The 22193-nt window shown below is 35.0% G+C and carries 15 protein-coding genes; 7 read left to right on the top strand and 8 right to left on the bottom strand.

What is annotated here, in order from left to right; genetic code table 11:
- Position 1: 1 nt before the first annotated feature.
- Together CW751_RS02885 and CW751_RS02880 are read right to left on the bottom strand one after the other, a co-directional pair.
- Positions 2-250, bottom strand: coding sequence for a hypothetical protein (locus CW751_RS02885; RefSeq protein ID WP_101333478.1), 249 nt, complete (start codon positions 248-250; stop codon positions 2-4).
- A 1-nt stretch (position 251) separates the two neighbouring features.
- Positions 252-1343, bottom strand: coding sequence for a peptidylprolyl isomerase (locus CW751_RS02880; RefSeq protein WP_101333477.1), 1092 nt, complete (start codon positions 1341-1343; stop codon positions 252-254).
- Between the two features lie 168 nt (positions 1344-1511).
- Between CW751_RS02880 and CW751_RS02875 the strand changes: the two genes are divergently transcribed.
- On the top strand, positions 1512-2597 hold the full coding sequence (locus CW751_RS02875) for a glycosyltransferase (protein WP_101333476.1): 1086 nt from the start codon (positions 1512-1514) through the stop codon (positions 2595-2597).
- A gap of 11 nt (positions 2598-2608) precedes the next feature.
- Here the strand turns inward: CW751_RS02875 and CW751_RS02870 are convergent, their stop codons facing one another.
- Positions 2609-3079, bottom strand: a complete 471-nt coding sequence (locus CW751_RS02870; RefSeq protein WP_101333475.1) for an acetyl-CoA carboxylase biotin carboxyl carrier protein subunit — start codon at positions 3077-3079, stop codon at positions 2609-2611.
- A gap of 162 nt (positions 3080-3241) precedes the next feature.
- Between CW751_RS02870 and CW751_RS02865 the strand changes: the two genes are divergently transcribed.
- Both CW751_RS02865 and CW751_RS02860 read left to right on the top strand, forming a co-directional pair.
- The gene (locus CW751_RS02865) at positions 3242-5920 is read left to right on the top strand and encodes a M1 family metallopeptidase (protein ID WP_101333474.1); all 2679 of its coding nucleotides are present in this window, start codon (positions 3242-3244) and stop codon (positions 5918-5920) included.
- A 61-nt stretch (positions 5921-5981) separates the two neighbouring features.
- Positions 5982-6290, top strand: a complete 309-nt coding sequence (locus tag CW751_RS02860; protein WP_101333473.1) for a hypothetical protein — start codon at positions 5982-5984, stop codon at positions 6288-6290.
- 552 nt (positions 6291-6842) lie between these two features.
- On the opposite strand, the gene CW751_RS02855 is transcribed toward CW751_RS02860, so the two are convergent.
- The 3 genes from CW751_RS02855 to CW751_RS02845 all read right to left on the bottom strand — a co-directional run bounded on the left by CW751_RS02855 (position 6843) and on the right by CW751_RS02845 (position 15957).
- Entirely contained in the window at positions 6843-8231 is a 1389-nt protein-coding gene (locus CW751_RS02855; RefSeq protein WP_101333472.1) for a transglutaminase-like domain-containing protein, read from the bottom strand.
- A gap of 56 nt (positions 8232-8287) precedes the next feature.
- Entirely contained in the window at positions 8288-11707 is a 3420-nt protein-coding gene (gene ileS, locus CW751_RS02850; protein WP_101333471.1) for an isoleucine--tRNA ligase, read from the bottom strand.
- A 434-nt stretch (positions 11708-12141) separates the two neighbouring features.
- Complete coding sequence (locus tag CW751_RS02845) at positions 12142-15957, bottom strand: hypothetical protein (RefSeq protein WP_101333470.1); 3816 nt, start codon at positions 15955-15957, stop codon at positions 12142-12144.
- Between the two features lie 343 nt (positions 15958-16300).
- Between CW751_RS02845 and CW751_RS02840 the strand changes: the two genes are divergently transcribed.
- Positions 16301-17584 (top strand): gliding motility-associated C-terminal domain-containing protein, encoded by a 1284-nt coding sequence (locus tag CW751_RS02840; protein ID WP_101333469.1) that lies wholly within the window; start codon positions 16301-16303, stop codon positions 17582-17584.
- Positions 17581-18507: a PorP/SprF family type IX secretion system membrane protein gene (locus CW751_RS02835; protein ID WP_101333468.1), complete on the top strand. Its 927-nt coding sequence runs from the start codon at positions 17581-17583 to the stop codon at positions 18505-18507. The genes CW751_RS02840 and CW751_RS02835 overlap by 4 nt, the downstream gene beginning before the upstream one ends.
- 347 nt (positions 18508-18854) lie before the next feature.
- Here the strand turns inward: CW751_RS02835 and CW751_RS02830 are convergent, their stop codons facing one another.
- Both CW751_RS02830 and CW751_RS02825 read right to left on the bottom strand, forming a co-directional pair.
- Entirely contained in the window at positions 18855-20441 is a 1587-nt protein-coding gene (locus tag CW751_RS02830; protein ID WP_101333466.1) for a S41 family peptidase, read from the bottom strand.
- A complete protein-coding gene (locus CW751_RS02825) occupies positions 20434-20868 on the bottom strand; it encodes a deoxycytidylate deaminase (RefSeq protein ID WP_101333465.1) in 435 nt (144 codons plus the stop codon). Before CW751_RS02825 ends, CW751_RS02830 begins: the two co-directional genes overlap by 8 nt.
- A 468-nt stretch (positions 20869-21336) precedes the next feature.
- On the opposite strand from CW751_RS02825, the gene CW751_RS02820 reads away from it, so the two are divergent.
- Both CW751_RS02820 and CW751_RS02815 read left to right on the top strand, forming a co-directional pair.
- The gene (locus CW751_RS02820) at positions 21337-21723 is read left to right on the top strand and encodes a hypothetical protein (protein WP_101333463.1); all 387 of its coding nucleotides are present in this window, start codon (positions 21337-21339) and stop codon (positions 21721-21723) included.
- 3 nt (positions 21724-21726) lie between these two features.
- The gene (locus tag CW751_RS02815; protein ID WP_101333462.1) at positions 21727-22023 is read left to right on the top strand and encodes a hypothetical protein; all 297 of its coding nucleotides are present in this window, start codon (positions 21727-21729) and stop codon (positions 22021-22023) included.
- The last annotated feature ends 170 nt before the right edge of the window (positions 22024-22193 follow it).

Genomic DNA, 22193 nt, shown 5'->3' with positions numbered 1-22193 from the left:
ATTAATTCCGCACCTGAAACGAGGGTGTCGTTGTAATCAAAAAGCGAAAAGAATACATGTTTTCTTTCACGATATTAATCGTTGCTTTACCATCAATATCAGTAAGTAAAGAAAGACTTTTTCCGTCATTTACCTTAGCAAAAGCAATGGGATTCTCTGAGGTTACATCAAGAACTTGAACAGTTGTCTTTTGACTGCTCACGAAAAAATGAACAAAAAGAAGTGTTGTAAATAGTAGTGTAGTTTTCATTTTATTTTCCGAGGTTTAAAACTTCTATTTCAAATAATAAATCCGAATAAGGGGGTATTTGTCTGCCTCTTCCTGAAACGCCATAGGCTAAAAAATATGGAACATATAAATCGATTTTCGTTCCTTTTTTACTTAAACCGACACCTTCGTTAAATCCGGGGATAAGGTTATTAATTAAGTATTGAAATTCAAAAGGCTGACCACGATCATAAGACGAATCAAACTTGCCTCCAGTAACAAATGTTCCTTTATAATGTAATTTCACAGTGTCACCTTTTTGTGCCGTTTCACCCTCACCTTCTTCATGAAGAACATATACTAATCCTGACGGTGTTTGAACAGCATTAGGTGCTTTCTTTTTAACCAAATCATAAAAATACTCCTTATATTCATTTTCAGTTTTAGCTTTTGCTTCTATTCTCCTTACCTTTTCTTCGGCTTTTCTTTTTTCTTCAGCTAAACGTTTCTGCTCTACTACAACAGCTAATCGTGCATATTCTTTTTTAAATGTTTTTGATGGATTATATAACCATTTGTATTTTAATCCTTTTTCAATAATCTCTACCTGTTGCATGGTGTCGCCCTGTGATATTTCATCAACAACTGATTGACCTGCTAAAACCTGACCGAAAACAGTATGTTTTCCGTTCAAATGAGGTGTTGCAACGTGTGTAATGAAGAATTGACTGCCATTGGTATGTGGACCTGCATTGGCCATTGACAAGCTTCCTTTTTGATGATTTACACCATTATCAGCCTCATCCCAAAAACGATAACCAGGCCCACCAGAACCATTTCCGGAAGGATCACCGCCTTGAATCATAAAATTATCTATAACACGGTGAAAAACCAGCCCATCGTAATAGGGTTCCTTGTATCGAATTGAATCTCCTATTTTTAGTTTCCCTTGTGCTAAACCGACAAAGTTAGCCACTGTTAATGGTGCTTTTTCAGGAAACAACTCAAGGATAATCTCTCCTTTTTGGGTCGTTATTTTTGCGTAAAGTCCTTTTTCTAATTCAAGATCTTGAGATTGAACGAAAGCTGAAGTTGCAAAAAATAAGAGGGTTATAAGTGTTAAAATAATTCTCATAGTTAAAAATTTTGTTCAAAAATACGAAAAGTCTTCCTTTTTTAACCTATAATCATTATAGATTATATTTTGTCTGTTCCACACATCAATTTTAATATCAAATGAAAGAATAATGCTATTTTTGTAAGCCATGAAATCAAAAAAATAATCGTTTCTGTCACTAACGACTTGTATACCGATCAGCGTGTACATAAAGTTTGTTCTTTTTTACATGAAAACGGATATAACGTTTTACTGGTAGGAAGATTACTCAAAAATAGCAAGCCAATAAACGACAGGAAATACGAAATAAAACGTTTTAAAATCGTTTTTACACAAGGAGCATTGTTTTATGCTTTCTTTAATTTGCGATTATTTATTTTTTTACTTTTTCAAAAATATGATGTTTTACTTAGTAATGATTTAGATACATTATTGGGAAATTATTGTGCAAACCAACTAAAAGGCAAGCGAAGATTGGTTTATGATACCCACGAACTTTTCACTGAAGTACCCGAGTTAACCAGTAGACCACGGGTAAGAAAAGTCTGGTTAAAAATAGAAGAATGGATTTTTCCAAAAGTAAAAACCGTCTATACAGTAAACAAATCAATTGCTTCGATCTATGAAAAAAAATACAATAAGGAAGTAAAAGTGGTTAGAAACGTATCTCCACTTTGGAAACCAAAAGCAATTAAGACAAAGAAAGAATTAGGTTTGCCTGAAAATCAAAACATTATCATACTTCAAGGTGCAGGAATCAATGTAGATCGAGGTGCGGAAGAGGCTGTAATGGCAATGAAAGACATTGAAAATACACTTTTTCTAATTGTGGGTAGTGGCGATGTAATTCCCGACCTAAAAAAACAAGTATTGCAAGAAAAATTATCTGCAAAAGTGAGATTTATTGGAAGAGTCCCCTATGATGAAATGATGAATTATACGTATCATGCCGATTTAGGTTTAAGTTTAGATAAGGATACCAATTCTAATTATAAGTATTCCTTACCCAACAAAATTTTTGATTATTTACATACAACCACACCCATCATAAGTTCTAATTTAATAGAATTAAAGAGGGTTATCGAACGACATAATGTAGGCAGAATAATAAAATCACATGAACCTTCGGTAATTGCAAAAACAATAAATGAAGTATTGGATAATAAGATTTTGTTAAATGAATTAAAAGAAAATTGTAAAAAAGCAGCTAATCTTGAGAACTGGGAACACGAAAGTAGCGTATTGGCGGAAATATATCTTCAAGACAATTAATAAAGTGAAGTTTATTCAAACTCAATTATCAGCTCGCCTTTTTCAACAACCGTTTCTTTAGCTTTTGTGATTGATTTCACTTTTCCTTCTCCTTCAGCTTTAATAACATTTTCCATTTTCATGGCTTCTAAGGTAAGTAAGGGAGATCCTAATGTAACCTCATCTCCAACTTCAACCGCAAAACTAAGTATGCGTCCTGGCATTGGTGATTTTAATTGGTGTAATTTTCTCACTTTTTTCTTGTCAAGCCCCATTTCGCGAATTAATGCATCAATTGGACGATCCTTTTTAATTTCAAAAGTTCGGTGATTAATCTTAATGGTCATTTTCTGATCTTCAGTATTTGACGCAACAACTTCACCATGGAATTCTTTACCCATGAAGAATAAAGTGAAATAAGTATCATCTATCCATTCAACTGAACTTATTCCCTGCTCACCTTTACTTGCTTCTCCGTCAATCAAAAACTTTGCTTCCGCCATGGTAAATTTTACTTTTATTAAAATGAGTAATCGCCACAAATATAGTTTTTCTAAATGAAATGAGTAAACAACTCAAGCATACATTTCTAGCATAAACGAATAAATTGATATATAATTCGAATAAAATTCCCATTTTTGTTATTCAAAAAAACATTTTTAGTTATGAAGCGACTGTTTACAATTATATTTTCTTTAGGTTTATTTTGCGCTTGTGGAACCACGAAAGATCAACAATCAAAGGATCAGGTGAGCGAAACAAAAGAAGAACAATCATCAGCAACGGTGAAAGAAGGTGTAATTAAGGAAAATGATCCAGTTCAGGAAGAAGTTGAAGAAATCATAACCCGTCCAAACTACAACCCTTCGGCTACAATTAAAACTGGACTAATACACACCAAGTTAGAAGTAAGTTTTGACTGGGATAAATCTCAATTAAAAGGACTCGCTACACTTACCTGTTCTCCACATTTCTATCCTACCGATAGTCTTATTTTAGATGCAAAAGCGATGGAAATAAAATCTGTTCAACTCAATGGTAAGAAACTACAATACAAATACAATGATGCTAAATTCTTGAGAATTAAACTTGATAAAAAATATACAAGAGATGAAGAATATACTGTAGTAATTGACTACATCGCGAAACCAGAAGAGAAAGAAATTGGTGGGTCTAGCGCCATAAGTAGCGATAAGGGCTTGTATTTTATTAATCCAAAAGGAGAAAATGAAAATCAAATGCCACATATATGGACACAAGGTGAAACCGAAGCTAGTTCAGTTTGGTTTCCTACTATCGACCGACCAAATCAAAAAACAACACAGGAAATATACATAACCGTAGAAGATAAATACAAAACACTTTCCAATGGAAAATTTGTTTCATCAACACACAATGAAGATGGTACCCGAACAGATTATTGGAAACAAGAATTAAAACATGTACCTTATCTTTTTATGATGGCAATTGGAGAGTTTGCTGTTGTTAAGGACACATATACAAAGCCAGACGGAACAGTTATTCCAGTACATTATTATGTAGAACCAGAATGGGAGGAACACGCACAAGCAATTTTTGGGGAAACACCTGAAATGATTACCTTTTTCTCTGATTTATTAGGTGTAGATTATAAATGGGATAAATACCACCAAGTTGTAGTCAGAGAATATGTTTCTGGAGCAATGGAAAATACAGGAGCTGTCGTATTTGGCGATTTCGTTTACAAGACGAAACGTGAATTAATTGACGCTGATGATCATTCAATTATAGCGCATGAGTTATTTCATCATTGGTTTGGAAATTTAGTGACCTGTGAAAGTTGGGCAAACCTACCTTTGAATGAAGCTTTCGCTAACTATTCACAATATTTGTGGGATGAACATTACAATGGTCGTGATCATGCAGATTATGTTGCAGAAAAAGAAGCTGAAGGATATTTTCAATCCTCTGCCCAAAGAGGGCACCATGATATGATATGGTATGATTATGATGAAAAAGAAGACATGTTTGATGCGCATTCTTACAACAAAGGTGGTCGAATATTACACATGTTGCGCTATTATTTAGGCGATGATGCATTCTATACAGGATTGAGAAAATACCTTAACGACAACGCATATACAGCAGCGGAAATTCATCATTTACGCCTAGCTTTTGAAGAAGTTTCTGGAGAAGACCTAAATTGGTTTTTTAATCAATGGTTTCTTTCTTCAAGACATCCAGAAATTAAAATTTCACAAACTTTCGAAAATAATGAAGTTACCATTCGAATTTCTCAAAATCAGGATTTAGAAAAAACACCTTTATATAAGCTACCACTAAAAATTGGAGTGTATAGTGGAGGAGAAAAAGAAACCTACCAGGTTGTTGTAGATAAAAACATAAACACTTTTACCTTTAAATATAATGGGGAGTTAGAAAACATTGTTGTGGATGAAGACCGAACAATTTTAGGGAAATTTAGTCATGACAAACCTCGTGAATGGTATGTTCATCAATATTATAATGCGCCACGTTATAAAGACAGAGAACAAGCTATTGTTTACGGATCAAGATTGCGAACAGAGGCAGGTAGAAAAATGATTGTAGATGCTTTGGCCGATGATTTTTGGTATATACGAAAGCTAGCTATCTCTAAGTTAGATAAATTAGGTTCAGATCAGAAACAAATGGTATTTGACCACCTAGTAAATTTAGCGAAAACCGATGCTAATTCTAAGGTACGAGGAGCGGCTTTGTCTAAATTATCTAAAGACTATTTTAAAGGAGAGTTCGAAGATAAAACTAGGTCCACTTTATTACAAACTATTGAAAAGGACAGTTCATATTTTGCAATTGCTCGTGGTTTAAACGGCTTAACCAAAGGTAAGCCATCAGATATAAACACAGCACTTAAGTTGGCAAAAACGTTAGAAAAAGAACGTTCTTCGGCTTTAAAAGGACAAATTATCGGAATGTATAAAAACCATGGAGATGCTACACATCTCGATTTTATGGCAAATGCAATTCTCAGTGGTGATATTTCTGGATATGATGCCATTGGGGCTTTACTTAACTTTACAGCGGCTGTTAAGCAACAGGATATTAAAACCCAAGAAGGGTATTTTCATGTCTTTAATCAGTTATCTCAAAATGGAGGTGCTTACATTATGGCGGTATTACCCATGAGTGTTATGAATCTTAAAAAAGGAGTTGACCAAACTATTGTTGCGTTAACAAAGGAAAGTGAGCAATTAGAAGCTGAAGGAAAGACTGCTGAAGCAACAGTTATTCAAGGGAAAATAAACAATGCAGAAGCTTTTTCCGAAAAGGTGAATACCTTGTTAAAGAAAATAATGAATTAAAAAAACAGAAAAAACCTTCTTTAAATATTTTGAAACATTATTTTTATAGAAAATTATTATTATGAAACTAACGATGAGAAAAGTAAAGACCATGTTAATGGCAACAATGGCTTTAGGTTTAACAGCTGGTTTAACAGCATGTACTGAAGCAGAAGCAACAGAAAAAGAGGAAGCTCAAACTGAAGAAGTGGTTGTTGAAGAAGAGACTGAAACAGAAGTAGAGGAGCATCCTACTACAGAAGAACATCCTGCTGCAGAGGAAGGAGCAATGGTAGATTCAGTTGAACATCCTGATCCTGCTGCGGAAGAAGAAACAGAGGAGCACCCTGCTGCTGCAGAAGAAGCAAGCGAAGAACATCCTTCAAACTAAGAATAGAATTTTTTAAGCTTCGGAAGAGGTGCAATAAAATATTTTAGCTTTTTTTAGAACGGTCTTTATGTAATCTACATGGAGACCGTTTTTTTATAGCATATCAAAAGCTTATCTTTTTAAAACTAAATATGCAGCTGCAAAACTAGAAATGTCATTTCTTATGATCTAACCCGTATTATTAACAAATTGACTAAGTTACTAAAATCAGCTATTTTATATCACAAAAGCCCCGCTACTTTAGAATACAGGTAATATTTTGATTCACGATTTTTTTTGTCATCATTTTTGTTTTGCTACGCGACAAAAATGCCGCCAAAAGAATTATACCGATATTTATAGCCCCGCATTGCGCTTTGCTTACACGGGGCTATAATTACTTGACACCTTCAGCGTCAGGTGTAATTCAATCTAAAAAATCCGACTTAATCGATGAAGTTAGCTATTTTATGTTACAAAAGACCCTGTTTTGGAATCCGGGCTAATTAAAAGCTGATTCATTAGTTATTAATCAAAAATGAATGGAAATATATAACCTTAATTCATAAAAACTTATGAGGTAACTTTTCTTTCAAAAGTAAAAGTTGTTTTTGGACGAACTACGAATCCATCAATTTCCAATACTGGATAAGCTAGAAAATTAATTGCACCAGAGGCTGGTCCAGGATTGAACTTTATATCTCTTCCCTTAGATAATTCTACACGATTTGCACCATGATGTCCAAAGTAATATGTAGCCAATGCAGTATATTTGTTCGCTTCACTGATATCAACTGGCCACCATTTACCTTCTGCAAAAAACTCAGCCCAACAGTGATACCCGTTTATACCACCTTCATCACGGTCAGATGGAATGGAAGCACCAATGGCAAAACGCGCGGGAATATCCACAGATCGAGCTAATGCAATAAAATAAGAATGAAATTCACTGCAGTTACCACTTTGTGCATCACAAGCATAAACAGCATCTCCAGTCCCGTATGAACCTTCCTCATTTTTAATATATTTCATATTATCGATAACATAATCGTATAAGGCACGTGCTTTAATTAAAGGATCATCTTTGGTTTTATTACCAATCGCTTCTAAAGCAATCTTTTTAAATCTTTCTCCGACAGGTATAAGGGTGTTTGAGCCTAAATATTGTTTCAAATCTTCTTCTGCATCAGCTAAATATGGTTTCTTTTCTTTTCGTTGAACGTGATATGAAAGGTGAATGGGCTCACCACTATGTGTTTTATTTAATTTAAGATACAAAGCCTTGTTTCCAAACTGATCATCGGTAATATACTGTTCTTTAACAGGAGAATTAACAGCTAAAAGTTCGACCTCTTGAAAATCATTGCTTTCTGCAATTGGAATCCATACTTCTCCTTCTCCATCAATTTCTGGAAGCTCAACTTGATAATAAAATTCAAATTCATCCTTACCTTCAATCACACCTAACAATTCATCTCCCGCATCTTCGATAGGAACTCGATACCAAGTTTTGTCTTCCTTATTTTGCTTCCATGTATAAAAGGGTCGTCCATTCAACTTATGAATATTCGTACGAACTACATCCATGCTGTCTGCTGTACCTTCCAAAAAGAAATCAACATCATATATGTCGCCCTTTTCATCTGCTAAATCTACACATGCAAAATAACTCCCCGGGCCTAAATGCGATAAGTATTCTGTATGCACACGCACTAATCTCAAATCTAGATCTAAAGAATCATCTTTTATACGAAAAGTACCTCCAGCTTTCGCAGTTGTTTTATCGATATATGATTTTATACCCTCTTCTATCTTCTCAATAGAAACCTTTTCTTCTTTTTTAGTCAGTTTCTCATTCGTTTTAACCTCTTTTTCTACGGAATTTGATTCACAATTTGTTAGAAAAGCGATTATAAAAGCAATGATAACAAAAGATTGAAAAGCTACTTTAAATTTAGTCATGTGTCAAAAATACATATTCTATTTGGTTTATTAAATATGTAATTTCCTGAAAAATCCTAACTAATCTTCTCCAAACCTATCTTCGCATCACCTTCTTCAACAATGTCTGCATCATAAACATGTCCTTTGGCTTCGCTCATGACAATGTCTTTTGCCAAAACTTCGGCGGCTATATATGCTTTGTTTTCCAAGATTGCTTTTTGAATTTCTTCAGTTGTTTCTATAGTTACTTCAATTTTATCTGTTACTTCAAAATCTGCTTCTTTTCTAAAATTCTGAATACGATTCACCAATTCTCTGGCAATTCCTTCTTGCTTTAGTTCTGGAGAAATAGTGATGTCCATGGCAACGGTAATTCCGCCTTCCGAAGTCAACAACCAGCCAGGGATATCATCGGTAGCGATTTCAAAATCATTGAGTTCTAATTCGATGTTTTCACCGTTTACCTCACCTTTCCATCCAGCATTGGCTTCAACAGCAGCAATTTCTTCATCGCCCCAATCTTTTACCATTCCGGCGATAGATTTCATTTGTTTTCCGTACTTCGGTCCAATGGTTTTGAAATTCGGTTTGATTTTCTTCGTTAAAACGCCTGTTGTATCTTCTAATAGAAGCAATTCCTTCACGTTGATTTCAGAAAGAATCAAATCTTTTACGTGTTCAATTCTAGATTTGAAACTTGGATCTAAAATAGGAACCATGATTTTTTGTAAAGGCTGACGTACTCTAATGCGCTCTTTCTTACGTAAACTCAAAGCCATAGAAGAAACTTGTTGTGCAATTTCCATTTGTGCTTCCAGTTCTTTGTCGATGTCTTCCTCACAAACCGTTGGGAAATCTGCTAAATGAACAGAAGTTGCCGCATGACGACCAGAAATCTTGTTTAGGTCAGAGAATAATTCGTCTGTATAGAACGGTGCAATTGGCGCACTTAAAATCGCGACAGCTTCCAAACATTCGTACAAAGTTTGATAAGCTGAAATTTTATCTGCCGAATAATCTCCTTTCCAGAAACGTCTTCTACATAAACGTACATACCAATTTGACAGCTGATCGTTTACAAAACTTTGAATTAAACGACCTGCTTTTGTGGGTTCATAAGTATCAAATGCATGATCCACATCCTGAATCAAAGAATTCAATTTCGAAATAATCCATCGGTCAATTTCAGGTCTTTCTTTCGTTGCGATTCTATCTTCGTTGTAAGCAAATCCATCAATATTCGCATATAAAGAGAAGAAGGAATAGGTATTGTAAAGTGTTCCGAAGAACTTACGTTGTGTTTCTTTAATTCCTTCAGTATCAAATTTCAAGTTATCCCAAGGTGCAGCATTGGTTACCATATACCAACGTGTTGCATCCGGTCCGAATTTTTCTATCGTTTCAAATGGATCAACCGTATTTCCTTTACTTTTAGACATTTTCTGTCCGTTTTTATCTAAAACAAGTCCGTTGGAAATAACATTTTTATAAGCTACTGAATCAAAAACAGTGGTTCCAATAGCATGCAAAGTATAGAACCAACCTCTTGTTTGGTCTACTCCTTCAGCAATAAAATCTCCAGGAAAAGCCTTTCCTTCGTCGATTAATTCTTTATTTTCAAAAGGATAATGCCATTGTGCATAAGGCATAGAGCCTGAATCGAACCAAACATCAATAAGGTCTGCTTCTCTCTTCATTGGCTTTCCTGATGCAGAAACCAAGGTGATTTCATCAACGTAATTTTTATGTAAGTCTACTTTATCGTAGTTCTCTTTCGACATGTCGTTTACATCGAAATCAGCTAAAGGGTTTGCATCCATTACTCCTGCTTCAACGGCTTTTTGACATTCTTCTTTCAGTTGTTTGATTGAAGAAATACAAATAGATTCTTCACCTTCTTCTGTTCTCCAAATTGGAATAGGAATTCCCCAATAACGTGATCGAGAAAGATTCCAATCGTTTAAGTTCTCCAACCATTTCCCAAAACGACCTGTTCCTGTAGATTCTGGCTGCCAGTTAATGGTTTTATTCAATTCCATCATTCTGTCTTTTTTGTCCGTTACTTTCACGAACCAAGAGTCTAATGGATAATATAAAATCGGTTTATCTGTTCTCCAACAATGTGGGTAACTGTGCTCGTATTTCTCAACACGAAAAGCCTTATTTTCTTCTTTTAGTTTAATCGAAATTTGAACATCAACAGACTTCTCTGGAGCTTCTCCTTCGTCATAATATTCATTTTTAACATACATTCCAGCAAACTCACCCATTTCTGGACGGAACTTACCTTGTAAATCTACTAAAGGAACAGGGTTTCCATTTTCATCGGCTACCAACATTCCTGGAACCTTTGCTTGCTTTGCCACCATGGCATCATCAGCACCAAAAGTTGGCGCAGTATGCACGATTCCAGTACCGTCTTCCGTTGTAACGAAATCTCCTAAGATTACCTGAAACGCATTTTCTGGATTTTCCATTGGTTGAGCATAAGGCAATAACTGCTCATAACGGATTCCCGCTAAATCTTTTCCTGTAAAAGTTTCTCCTACGAAAAATGGTATCTTTTTGTCTCCTGCTTTGTATGTTTTTAGGTCTTCAACCGATTCAACTTGCTTAAACTTTTTGTTGAATTGCTTTTTCAATAAAGGCTTCGCAACAACAACATTAATTGGTTCAAAAGTATATTGGTTAAAAGATTTTACGACAACATATTCGATTTTTGGACCAACTGTTAAAGCTGTGTTAGAAGGCAAAGTCCATGGAGTGGTTGTCCAAGCGAGGAAGTGAATATCCTCCCCCTCGTTCCCCCTCCAAAGGGGGATGTGTGACGACTTTTCATCTTTAATCACTTTAAACTGAGCTACACAAGAAGTGTCTTTTACATCTTGGTAACATCCAGGTTGATTAATTTCGTGAGAAGATAAACCTGTTCCCGCTTTTGGAGAGTAGGGTTGAATTGTATAACCTTTGTAAATCATGTTTTTCTCATACAATTGACCCAGCAACCACCATACACTTTCCATGTATTTTGATTCATAAGTAATGTATGGATTTTCCATGTCTACCCAATACCCCATTTTTTCGGTAAGGTTATTCCAAACATCGGTATAACGCATTACTGTTTTCTTACACGCAGCGTTATAATCTTCCACAGAAATTTTATCTCCGATATCTTCTTTGGTAATTCCAAGTTTTTTTTCAACGCTTAATTCAACGGGTAAACCGTGCGTATCCCAACCTGCTTTTCGGTTAACTTTATAACCTTTTAGTGTTTTATAGCGACAAAATATATCTTTAATGGAACGTGCCATTACGTGGTGAATGCCAGGCAATCCGTTAGCTGAAGGTGGACCTTCAAAAAATACGAATGTCTTGTCATCATCTTTCGAATCAATGGAAGCTTGAAAAACATTTTCTTGTTTCCACTTTTCAGCAACTTTCTTTGCTGATTCGGGTAAGTTCAACCCTTTATATTCTGGATATTTTACGCTCATAATTTGCCTTTATTTTGCAGTTTGCAAATTTAAGCATTTTAATTGAAAGAGATAAGGGAATGACGAATGGTGAAATAGCGAATTACCGTTGTAGAATCCCAAGCCTTCCGATTAACCACTACATTTTTCTTAAAGTAATGCGCTTTAATAACACCCATGCAATTCATTAATTCGCCGAAATAATCACGCTACACGGAAGTTATTTTGCATAAAAATGCGATTTCATTTGGAAACTGACCATCGACACCTTCGCAGCTACAGCCTTGTATGTCACATTACATTTTCAATATGGAAATTCAATTGTTTAGATCATCTATCTCCGTATATGTAAGCAATCAAAATGTGAAATCGCAAATAGGCAAACCTAAGACTAACGTGAATAAAACACGATTCACCCTATATAGAATTATTTATACCTCATTCATAATTCTGTATTATCTTCCTTCAGGCTTTGTTCGCGAGTTAGAAGGACGTGTGCTTTTCTGTCTTCCTGGCTTTCTACTTGAAGGTTTAGGACGTGTATTGATTTTTGGGGTTTTTCCACTTCCAACCTCAGGTTTTGGCTTGGTCTGAGGGGAAACAATTCCTTTCCCACCTTCTGAAGTCTTACATGGACTTCTTGGTTTCGATCGACCTATTCCAAACAAAGGTGAAGTATCAGCATCAACACATAATACCCATTCACCATTTCTCATTTTTAAGTTCACCGTTAAGTTCCCTTTGAAGTGATAATAATTTCCAGCAATAATGGGATACAAATTTCCTCCCACTGTCGCATTACCTTTCTTTTTTGCTTTAAAATATATTGACGAAGCTTTTCCATAGTAGTTAAAATTGGTATTTGAAGTCAATAGTCTTTGAGACATGGTTCCTTTATCTGTTGTAAAACAGAAATCAGTTTCTGAAGATCCTAAATCTATTTCAACACCACATTTATCTACAGGTGTATAGTTGATTGTTATTTTTCTTTCAATTCTACCACATAAAGTCTTCACAACAATCTTGTAAAAATTCTTACCTTTTTGAAGCTGTATTTTATGTAAAAAAGATGCTTTCGATAAGTTAAATACAAAAGAAGAATTAGACTTTCCGTTTATAAAAACTTCAATATCATTTCTGTCTCTTACATTTTCTAGCATTGCACTAATTGAAAAAGTCTCTTTTGTTGAAACAACATCAACTTCACTAGGCTGAGTAATTCTAATTTTAGGAGGAGGACAAGGCTTAGGGGTAACGTCATGATCCGTATCAATCGAAGCTAGTACGAATTTAACTCTTGCCATTGCTTGATGTGCACCAAAATTGTTTCTAACATTTATACGGAATGTATTATCACCTAATTTTAAACGACTCAAATATTGAAGTGTTTGTGTTTGTCTATTGTAGCTTAACTCTGTTTTGGCAACGTTTTGATTATTAAGATACACATCAATCTGAGAGACATCATTTACACCCTCAACTTTGGCAATCATTGTATAATTTTCAGACTTTACCTGAGGATGATTTACTGGTGCGATAAAGTTTACCTTTGGCGGGTTACCTTCCATTTTTTTACGGTAAACAACATGGGTCTCAGCAGTATCATATCCATAGGCATTCCTCACTTTAATGCTAACAACATTATTCCCCAAAATAAGTGGAGAGTTGAATTGTATACGCTGATTAGTTGTAGTATAATTAAAATTCGATATTAATGCGCCATTTACTTTTACCTCAATTTGATTCGCTTGTTCAATATGCTCTGTTTCCGCAATAAAGTCAATTGAATGTTCACCCGTTGTAAATGGATTTTTATGAGGATGTACAAACCTCACCTTTGGCGGTGTTCGTTCTCCTTGATCGGATTCTTCTTTACGATAAATAATTTGAACCGACTCTATATCGTTTCCATAATTATTAGTTGCTTTGATGCTTACTTCATTACTACCTTGACGCAAGTTAACGTTTAGATTAACCTTTTTTGTCATACCATTGTAATAAAAATTAGAAGTACGTTGACCATTTACTTTTACATCAATTTGAGACGCGTTACTAATATTTTTAATATCAGCAACCACATTTACCACAGCATTTCTAGAAGAATAAGGATTACTGTTTGGGGTAGTTATCTCCACCTTTGGTAATTCTTTGCTATCATCTCCTAAACCATCACCATTTCGTCTATAAACAACTGTAGTTTGATCATTTGCTACACCAAAATTATTGGTCGCATTGATTGCAATTATATTATTACCTGCGACTAAGTTAGGGTTAAACTGTATCAATCGCGTTCCTGGATTAAATGTAAAAGTTTGTGTTGGTACACCATTAATACGCACATCAATCTGATTTTTCTGCGTAATATGTTTGGTCTCTGCAATAACATTGATTGTATTATCACTAGAACGATACGGATCTCTAGCAGGTGTTAAAATCTTCACTTGCGGAGGTAAGTCTGTTGTTTCAGATTGTCCATTTCGTTTGTAAACAATTATCGTTTTATCTTTTGCATTTCCAAATGAATTATACGCTTTCACTTCTATTTCATTACTTCCTGCAGTCAAATTGGCATTAAATTCAACACGTTTTGATGCATTTGAATAGGTGAAATTGGTTGTGTTAACACCATTTACACTTACGTTTATTTCCTGTTTAGATTGTACATGCTCAACTTTTGCAGTTACCATTTGCATACGCTCATTACTCGTAAATGGATTTGTTCGCGGACGAAGAATGTTAACCGTTGGCGGATATCCAGTATCTTCATTTGCAGCTCTTGAATAAACCAAAACAGCATCGTCGGTATCTTGACCCGCCTGATTTGTACCGGTAATCTTAAGTGTATTTAAACCTGACTTCAAGGTGATATTCGCACTAAAATTGATGCTCTTGTTAGGTGTAAAACTATAATTGGTGAATACCTCATCATTCAAATACACTTGAAGTTGACTTCTATTTTGAATGTTTTGAATATCCGCACGAACAATATAATTCAATTGATTTACTGTTTTTGGTCTTACAGCAGGATCTACCACATTAACAATTGGTGGTTGAATTTCATTTGCTTCTCTTTCTTTATAAATAATCACCACCTGATCTTCATCAGTACCGATTTCATTTTTACCCACTAATTTAAAGACGTTTTCACCCCTTTCTAATTGAACTTTACTTTCAAAGCTTCTGCTCATCGGGTTAAAAATAAAAGTGTTATGAACCACTCCATTTCTCGTAAATGTTAAATCACTTGCTTTACTTACGTGTTCTGTTCTCGCTCTAATCGTAAAAGATGTCCTGCTCGTTGTTGTGGGCGTACTAGATGGATTAGTAAACTTCACAACCGGTGGGTTCTTACGACCTGTAGCTCCTGTATTCGGACGATCTTCTGTGACAGGTTGGTTGGGAACTTGAACATCATTATCTGTTCGTAGGGTAGTTCGGTCCTTACTAGATTTTAAATACCACTTAAGATAAATTCCAGAATAGTGATAAATATCGTTTTCAGAAAAACTACTCTTCCCTCCTTCTTGGTTGAGTGTTGTTCCGTCAAAATAATCTCCCATGAAGAAAGTTGATTTATGTTCAATTCCCAAAGAAAAACGACTATTAAAATAATAGCCAATTCCCACACCTAAACTCGGCATAATATTAGTCTCGAATTGTTCTTCTTGATAGGGATCACCCGCCTCATTTTTGTCTAAAAACGAATTATACTCTTGATCAATAATATTTCCATTTGGTGTTTCTTGATATGGATAAATAGCCGTTCCACCAAGAAGATCCGTTTTTTGTAACAAATCAGCTTTAGTTCGTGTACCAGTAATACCAATTCCAGCGAAAATATATGGATCAAACCCTGTATTTTCCTTAAATCGGTTCGCATGAATAGAAAGTTCTAACGCCAAACGATGCTGAGTAGCTTTAAAATTCTGTACGGTATATCCTAACGTATCATACAAAGCATTAACCGCTTGATTATCTTGAATTGATGAAGTTGTATCTGTATCTTGTCCGTACCAGTTTCCACCTAAATAGCGCAAACGAATATCAAAAGAAACTGCTTTACCGTAATCCTGATTAACAGAGCCTCCAAGAATGAATCCTGCTCCTAAAGGGAAACGCTTCGTTACGTTTTTCACATCTGAACTATGCCAGGTTCTACCAATGTTTAATCCAAAAAATAGTTTTGAGTTACTATCATAATCAAACCTTTGGGCTTGACTTCCGAAAGTCAAACTTAAAATAAAAAATGAAATAAGTAATTTTCTAATCATAGCAGTGAATTTTTCGTTTGATAAAATCAAAGACAGATTTTATGCCAAACTTGAATACCATTTTTTTTCACAAAAGTAATTCAATTCTTTTGTTCTTCAAATTTAAGCATTCTTTTGATAAGATTTCAGTTTGTGATAGATAGACTACTGAATAATCTTTATTGTATTAAAAGCTTAATGAAAAGATATGTTCTTTAGCGATATTTCCAGAGCAGGTGGCAAATAAATTTTAAGTTTAACTGATCGCCAAGTAATTTATCCATTTAAAATTCGTTGATAGATAGTAAGGTCTATAACATAAATTAATTTTATATTCGTTGTTATTAAAACTAACGCACATTCAATGATGAGAATTTTGATTCTTTTCTTCACCATTTCTATTTTTCACTACCCTGCACTATTTAGTCAGGAAGTGTATAATAACTGTGCGGATGCGTTTGAATTATGCCCAAATAAAACAGTCAACCTCAATAATATTTCTGCTAATGCAACTGTATGCAGTAATTGCGAAGATGATTTTACCTTTTGTTTCTCTGGAGAAAACACAATCTGGATGACATTCACAACGAATGATATAGGCGGTGATGCTTTAATTAACTTCAGCAATATTACATTTGAAAATTTAACCGGTCAAGGAAATCAATTAGAGGCTGCAATTCTTGAAGTAAATGTACCATGTGTTTCCTCTTCCTATTCACTAATTTCTAATTGTATTGCTAACGGAACAGGTATGTTTTCATTAACTGCCACAGCACTTCCTCCCAACACAACTTATTATGTTGTAGTTAATGGCGCAATGGGAACGACAGATAATGCAGAAGCTTCTTTTGATGTATTGTTAAATGGAAGTGCGGTTGATCGCAATGCAAGTTTATCAATAGGTACCAATTCAAATACAATATGCAAGGGAAATAGCACTACTTTCTATGCATCAACTATCGGATGTGACGACCAAGGTAAAATTGATTGGTTTGCCAACGGGAATTTAATTGGAACAACAGTCGATTCTGTTTTTATTTATCCAAATTTTGAACAAGGAGATGTCGTAACGGCTAAAGTAAGTTGTTTTTCACAATGTGCTGACACCCTAGTTAGTAATTCCGTATCTTTAACCGTTCTCGATTTTTTAGTTGATGCAGGCGAAAACTTTAGTCTTCAAAAAGGAGAAAGTGCCAACCTTGATGGACAGACCAGTGAAGCAAACTTTGAATGGTCACCTAGTTATAATATGAGTGACCCAAATGTGATTAACCCTGTGGTTAATCCAGAACAAACAACTACCTACTATTTAACGGCCGATAATGGAACATGTACCCGAACAGACGAAGTAACTGTGTTTGTTGAAGATGGTTTAGAGATTCCGAATACATTCTCACCTAATGGAGATAATATTAATGATACATGGGAAATTTTAGGCATAGAGAAATTTCCAGATTGTAATATTCAAATTTACACACGTTGGGGACAATTGGTATACCAAACAACAGGTTATTCAAAAGATAAAAGGTGGAACGGTGAATCAAAATCGGGTAAAAAAATGGCCTCAGGTGCATATTATTATGTGATTAATCTAAGAGACGATGCCTACGAGAAACCCATAAAAGGAACAGTATCATTAATCAGATGAGAAATTTAATAACCATAATATTAATCTTTGTTTCCTTTTCGGGATTTGGACAGCAGATAGCACAATATTCCCAATGGTCTTTTAACCAATTTGCAATTAATCCGGCTTTAGCAGGCGTTAAAAGATGTTTGGATGTACGTACAGCTGTTCGTTCACAATGGACTGGCTTCGAAAATGCACCCGTTTCAGGTTTATTTACCATTAACGCTCCATTAAATAAGAAAAAAAAGAGATTGAACGCTTCATTTCATGGATTAGGAGGTAAAATTGAAAGAGATGCCTTTGGCGCGTTCAGTAATTTCTCCATCAGTATGGCTTATGCTTTACATTTTCCAATTGGTAGAGATCAACGCCTAAGTTTTGGAGTTTCAGCCGGACTTCAACAGTTTGGATTTGACCATACCGTAGCCACCACAATTGAAGCAGATCCAGCCGTTGCACAATCAAGTAATCAAATGATGTTTCCATTGCTAGGACTAGGAGGTTGGTACAATTCTAATCATTTTTATTTTGGTGCTGCGGTAGATCAAATTGCCAAAAACAAATGGGAAGATGTTGGTTTTGCTTCCCGGTTTAGATTACATACCAAAATACAAACAGGAACAAAGTTTACATTCGAAAATGACAATTCAATACTTCCAGGTTTATTAATACGCATTCCTCCCGCAGGTCCAGTTAGTTTTGATATTAATGCTATGTTTGATTTTAAAAACAAATTCATGCTGGGTATTGGCTATCGAAATGTAGATGCATTTATTGGATTCCTGAAAGTGAATATTAAACAGTTCACATTAGGATATAGCTTCGACTTTATAACATCAGACATTCGAGGTGGGAATTACCATACACATGAAATCTCATTACAGTTTAGCGGATGTAGAAGAGGTCCACGTTCAAAAAGCGCTTGTCCACTCTTTGAGTAGTTTTTAATAAACATTTAGTTTAAATAAAAGTGAAAGTGTTCTTCTTTGTATTGTCTAATACAGGACTTAACCCGAATTATTCACCAATCTTAAAGTTTAAGAATATTAATATCTGTAAGTCAGTATTTTAACTGTATTTCCTGTAAAATTTGAGAAACCCATTTTTGGGTATTTGTGTATTTGTAAGATTTTGATTTAATTTTGATCTATTCGTCGTTACAAGCCCTGAGAAATATGCATATATTACTTTAGGTCTTGTGCCTAGAATAGATTTAAAATTAAATGCATGAACCGAGCCTGCGAGCTCAACGACTAAAGGAGTTAATAATCCGGGTTAAGTGGTTATTTTACCGCAACACCTCAATAGCCTTCCTAATCTCTTCATCATCCTTATTAAACACATAATAAGCACCCAATTCCAACCATTTCTGACGCGCAATTTCCGCTTTAACTGCCAGTTTTATGCGATTTAAGGAATGATTATATTCTTTTTCATTGAAAATAATATCGTGTTTCTTTGTTGCGAACTCCTTGAAATCAGCTAAAAGTTTTGGCGTAACCTTAAAGTTACGGTCAAAATCTTGTACGCTTTGATATTCAGACAAACCATTAAAACGAACATAATGAAACGAAAATTCATTAAATACATTCGCATATTGTAATTTTCTATAATATGTTGAACTCCCCGCCGTGTCTAACGGAACAAAAATATCAGGCATGATTCCACCGCCACCATAAACGACTTTTCCGCCAGGTGTAGTGTATTTTAAAGAATCCACCAATAAACTACTGTCAACAGCATAAAGCTCACCGTTTTCATAGCGCTTTAATTCATCCATCATATAATCCTCGTAATCTTCCGTGTATGGTTTTTGAATACTTCTGCCTGTTGGCGTGTAATAACGCGAAACCGTTAAACGCAAATTACTTCCGTCTTTCAATTGAATATCTTGTTGCACCAATCCTTTCCCAAAAGAGCGACGACCAATAATAGTTCCTCTGTCGTTATCTTGAATAGCACCTGCCACAATCTCACTGGCAGAAGCCGAACTACTGTTAATTAAAACAGCAACATCAACATGACCTAAAAACGGTTTGCTCTCAGAATAAAGCACGCGTTCTGGACTGTTCTTCCCTTTCGTAGAAACAATTGGCGTTCCTTCATCCAAAATAGCATCTAAAATCGAAACAGCACTTCCCAATACACCACCGCCATTATAACGCAAATCGAAAACAAGGTTTTTCATTCCCTGACTTTTCAAATTTATTGCCGCAACATAAAACTCATTGGCAGACTGCATACTGAACTGTCCCAAACGAATATATCCAATATCATCGGTGAGCATATACGCAGCGCTAATCGACTCAATAGGTACCGCACCACGAATAATTTCCATCTCAATCTCTTCACCTTTGCGCAAGATGGTAACATTTACTGGTGTACCTTCTTCACCTTTCAATAACTCTCTAACATGTGAATTGCTTAACCCTACATTGGCGATATCTTCACCATCTACGTTAATGATTTGATCAAATTTCTGAACGCCAGACCGAAAAGCAGGCGATTTATCAATTACATTCACAACACTTAAAGTATCGTCGTAAATGGTAAAGCGAATTCCAACTCCACCAAATTTCCCTTGAATTCCTTCACTCATCGCCGCCAAATCTTCAGCAGCAATATAATTTGAATGCGGATCTAAGCCATGCAATAAATCAGCAATTGTCTTTTCAAACAATACTTTTTTATCAATCGTGTCTACATATTCTTTGTCTAAAACTTCAATTATATCAGCCAATTTCTGCTCATATTTTCCAGAAACAGAAGATTTATTCACCGATTTACCATTCGTTAGAAAAATTCCTAAAAATATTCCAACTACGACTAATAAACTTCCAATTAAAGGATAGATTGCTTTGTTTGAATTATTCATTCTCAATGTTTGTAATTTGTTCCATATTGATTCCTGCTTGCTTCAAAAAATGCACGCCAGAATCGTCTTTATAATGATGAATGTAGACCACACGTGTAATTCCCGCCTGCAAAATAAGTTTGCTACAATCCTTACACGGGGACATCGTTAAATACAAGGTTGCCCCTTTTGCATTATTGGTCGATTTTGCACATTTCAAAATCGCGTTTGCCTCTGCGTGCAGCACATACCAATGTGTTTTTTCTTCATCGTCTTCACAACAATTATCAAATCCAGAAGGCGTTCCGTTGTATCCGTCAGAAATAATCATATCATCTTTAACAATCAACGCACCCACTTGTTTACGTTTACAATGTGAAAGTTGCGCCCACGTTTTGGCCATGCGTAAATATGCCTTGTCGTATCGAAGTTGCTTTGCTGTATTCATCTGTCATCAAATTGTTCTCACAAAAATAGGGTTAATTTTAGATTGAGCGGTAAATGTCCGTTAAGCATTTGGGCATTCCCCTGACAATTCATCTTCGTAAACTCCGATGAGCGTCAGGGTCGGGCTTTCCGCTATATCTTTTTTTTCAAAAAAGGATGCCGCTGCAATTGCGCAGCATTCACGAGTTCCATATTTTGATTTACAGCTATGAGTAATCCCTAGTGCGGAAAACGAAGGCTTGGAATGAGCGATGAAGGGGTATAATTAAACGTATAATCTACGATTAAAGTGGATGAAATCATGTGGTTTGAAGTGTTTTTATTTGATTTATAGGTTTTTAAGGGTGGATAGGTGTTTTGAGAATAATTGTTAAATTTGGGTGGGAATATAGGTTGGATATAACCAAAAAACAAAATCGCGACAAAATCATGGAATGAAAATTTCACTTGAAATATCGAAGAATATAATGTGCCATTCTCAGACTATATTGCTAATTGGATATTCACTGATGAAAATGACCAGTTAGCAAGTCAAGAACACCAAGACCAAATTTTTCCTTTGACGAAAGAAGCTGCAAATTTTCTTTGGGATTATGAAATGAAAGTTGGAATTGAAATCTCAGAAAAATATTTTAGAAGTGTCTCGACTTTTAATAGTGAGTTTTCAGACCAACAAACAATTAAGAAGTATTTATACAATTTAGGAATTCCATTTGACCAAAAGATATTTATTACTCAACAACCTGACACAGCATTTGTGTTGACCTACAAAATGGTTATTATATACTCGCATAATTTGTTCTTTGCACACGACCAATCTGTTTGGAATAAGACTTTAAGTTGGCTCCCTGATTAAGAAATGAAGAAACAAGCAATTATTGAAGTTGCTGACAACAAAAAATTTTATTGTGGGACAAGGTTCAGGCAATATAAAATTGGGTTAAATGTTAAGAGTAAAGAAGAAAATTACTATGAATATATGTTAATCATAGTTCCAGGAGAAGTTGATCACTTACTTCTAACTTGTGTTGAGGGATACAAATCAGGAAATTCATTAGCTTTTGTCAAGGCAGAGCCAAACGAAATGTATGTTACAGCCAAATCATTAAAAAGCTCCATGGGAATTGATAATGCTTACCTTGTTATTGAAGAATGAGTAAGTAAATTTGGTACATTACAGGTATTATGAGAAACAATGACAAATTGCAAGAATTATTACTTGTTGAATACGAAAACAAAAAAGAGTTCTTGCCATTCATCCTGGAAATAAAATAGTTACATAAAACCTCTTACTAGGTATAGCCAAACCGCTAGCTATAATTTAAT

Origin of the sequence: Brumimicrobium salinarum, from assembly GCF_002844555.1 — a bacterium.
Classification (GTDB): Bacteria; Bacteroidota; Bacteroidia; order Flavobacteriales_D; family Crocinitomicaceae; genus Brumimicrobium; species Brumimicrobium salinarum.
The sequence above is the reverse complement of the archived record's forward strand: the minus strand, read 5'-3'. Positions and strand labels throughout refer to the sequence as shown.

Coding starts and splice junctions, on each gene's coding strand:
- CW751_RS02880 (WP_101333477.1), bottom strand. CDS start 1,343: ATGAGAATTATTTTAACACTTATAACCCTCTTATTTTTTGCAACTTCA.
- CW751_RS02825 (WP_101333465.1), bottom strand. CDS start 20,868: ATGAATACAGCAAAGCAACTTCGATACGACAAGGCATATTTACGCATG.
- ileS (WP_101333471.1), bottom strand. CDS start 11,707: ATGAGCGTAAAATATCCAGAATATAAAGGGTTGAACTTACCCGAATCA.
- CW751_RS02835 (WP_101333468.1), top strand. CDS start 17,581: ATGAGAAATTTAATAACCATAATATTAATCTTTGTTTCCTTTTCGGGA.
- CW751_RS02840 (WP_101333469.1), top strand. CDS start 16,301: ATGATGAGAATTTTGATTCTTTTCTTCACCATTTCTATTTTTCACTAC.
- CW751_RS02865 (WP_101333474.1), top strand. CDS start 3,242: ATGAAGCGACTGTTTACAATTATATTTTCTTTAGGTTTATTTTGCGCT.
- CW751_RS02815 (WP_101333462.1), top strand. CDS start 21,727: ATGAAGAAACAAGCAATTATTGAAGTTGCTGACAACAAAAAATTTTAT.
- CW751_RS02855 (WP_101333472.1), bottom strand. CDS start 8,231: ATGACTAAATTTAAAGTAGCTTTTCAATCTTTTGTTATCATTGCTTTT.
- CW751_RS02885 (WP_101333478.1), bottom strand. CDS start 250: ATGAAAACTACACTACTATTTACAACACTTCTTTTTGTTCATTTTTTC.
- CW751_RS02860 (WP_101333473.1), top strand. CDS start 5,982: ATGAAACTAACGATGAGAAAAGTAAAGACCATGTTAATGGCAACAATG.
- CW751_RS02830 (WP_101333466.1), bottom strand. CDS start 20,441: ATGAATAATTCAAACAAAGCAATCTATCCTTTAATTGGAAGTTTATTA.
- CW751_RS02870 (WP_101333475.1), bottom strand. CDS start 3,079: ATGGCGGAAGCAAAGTTTTTGATTGACGGAGAAGCAAGTAAAGGTGAG.
- CW751_RS02845 (WP_101333470.1), bottom strand. CDS start 15,957: ATGATTAGAAAATTACTTATTTCATTTTTTATTTTAAGTTTGACTTTC.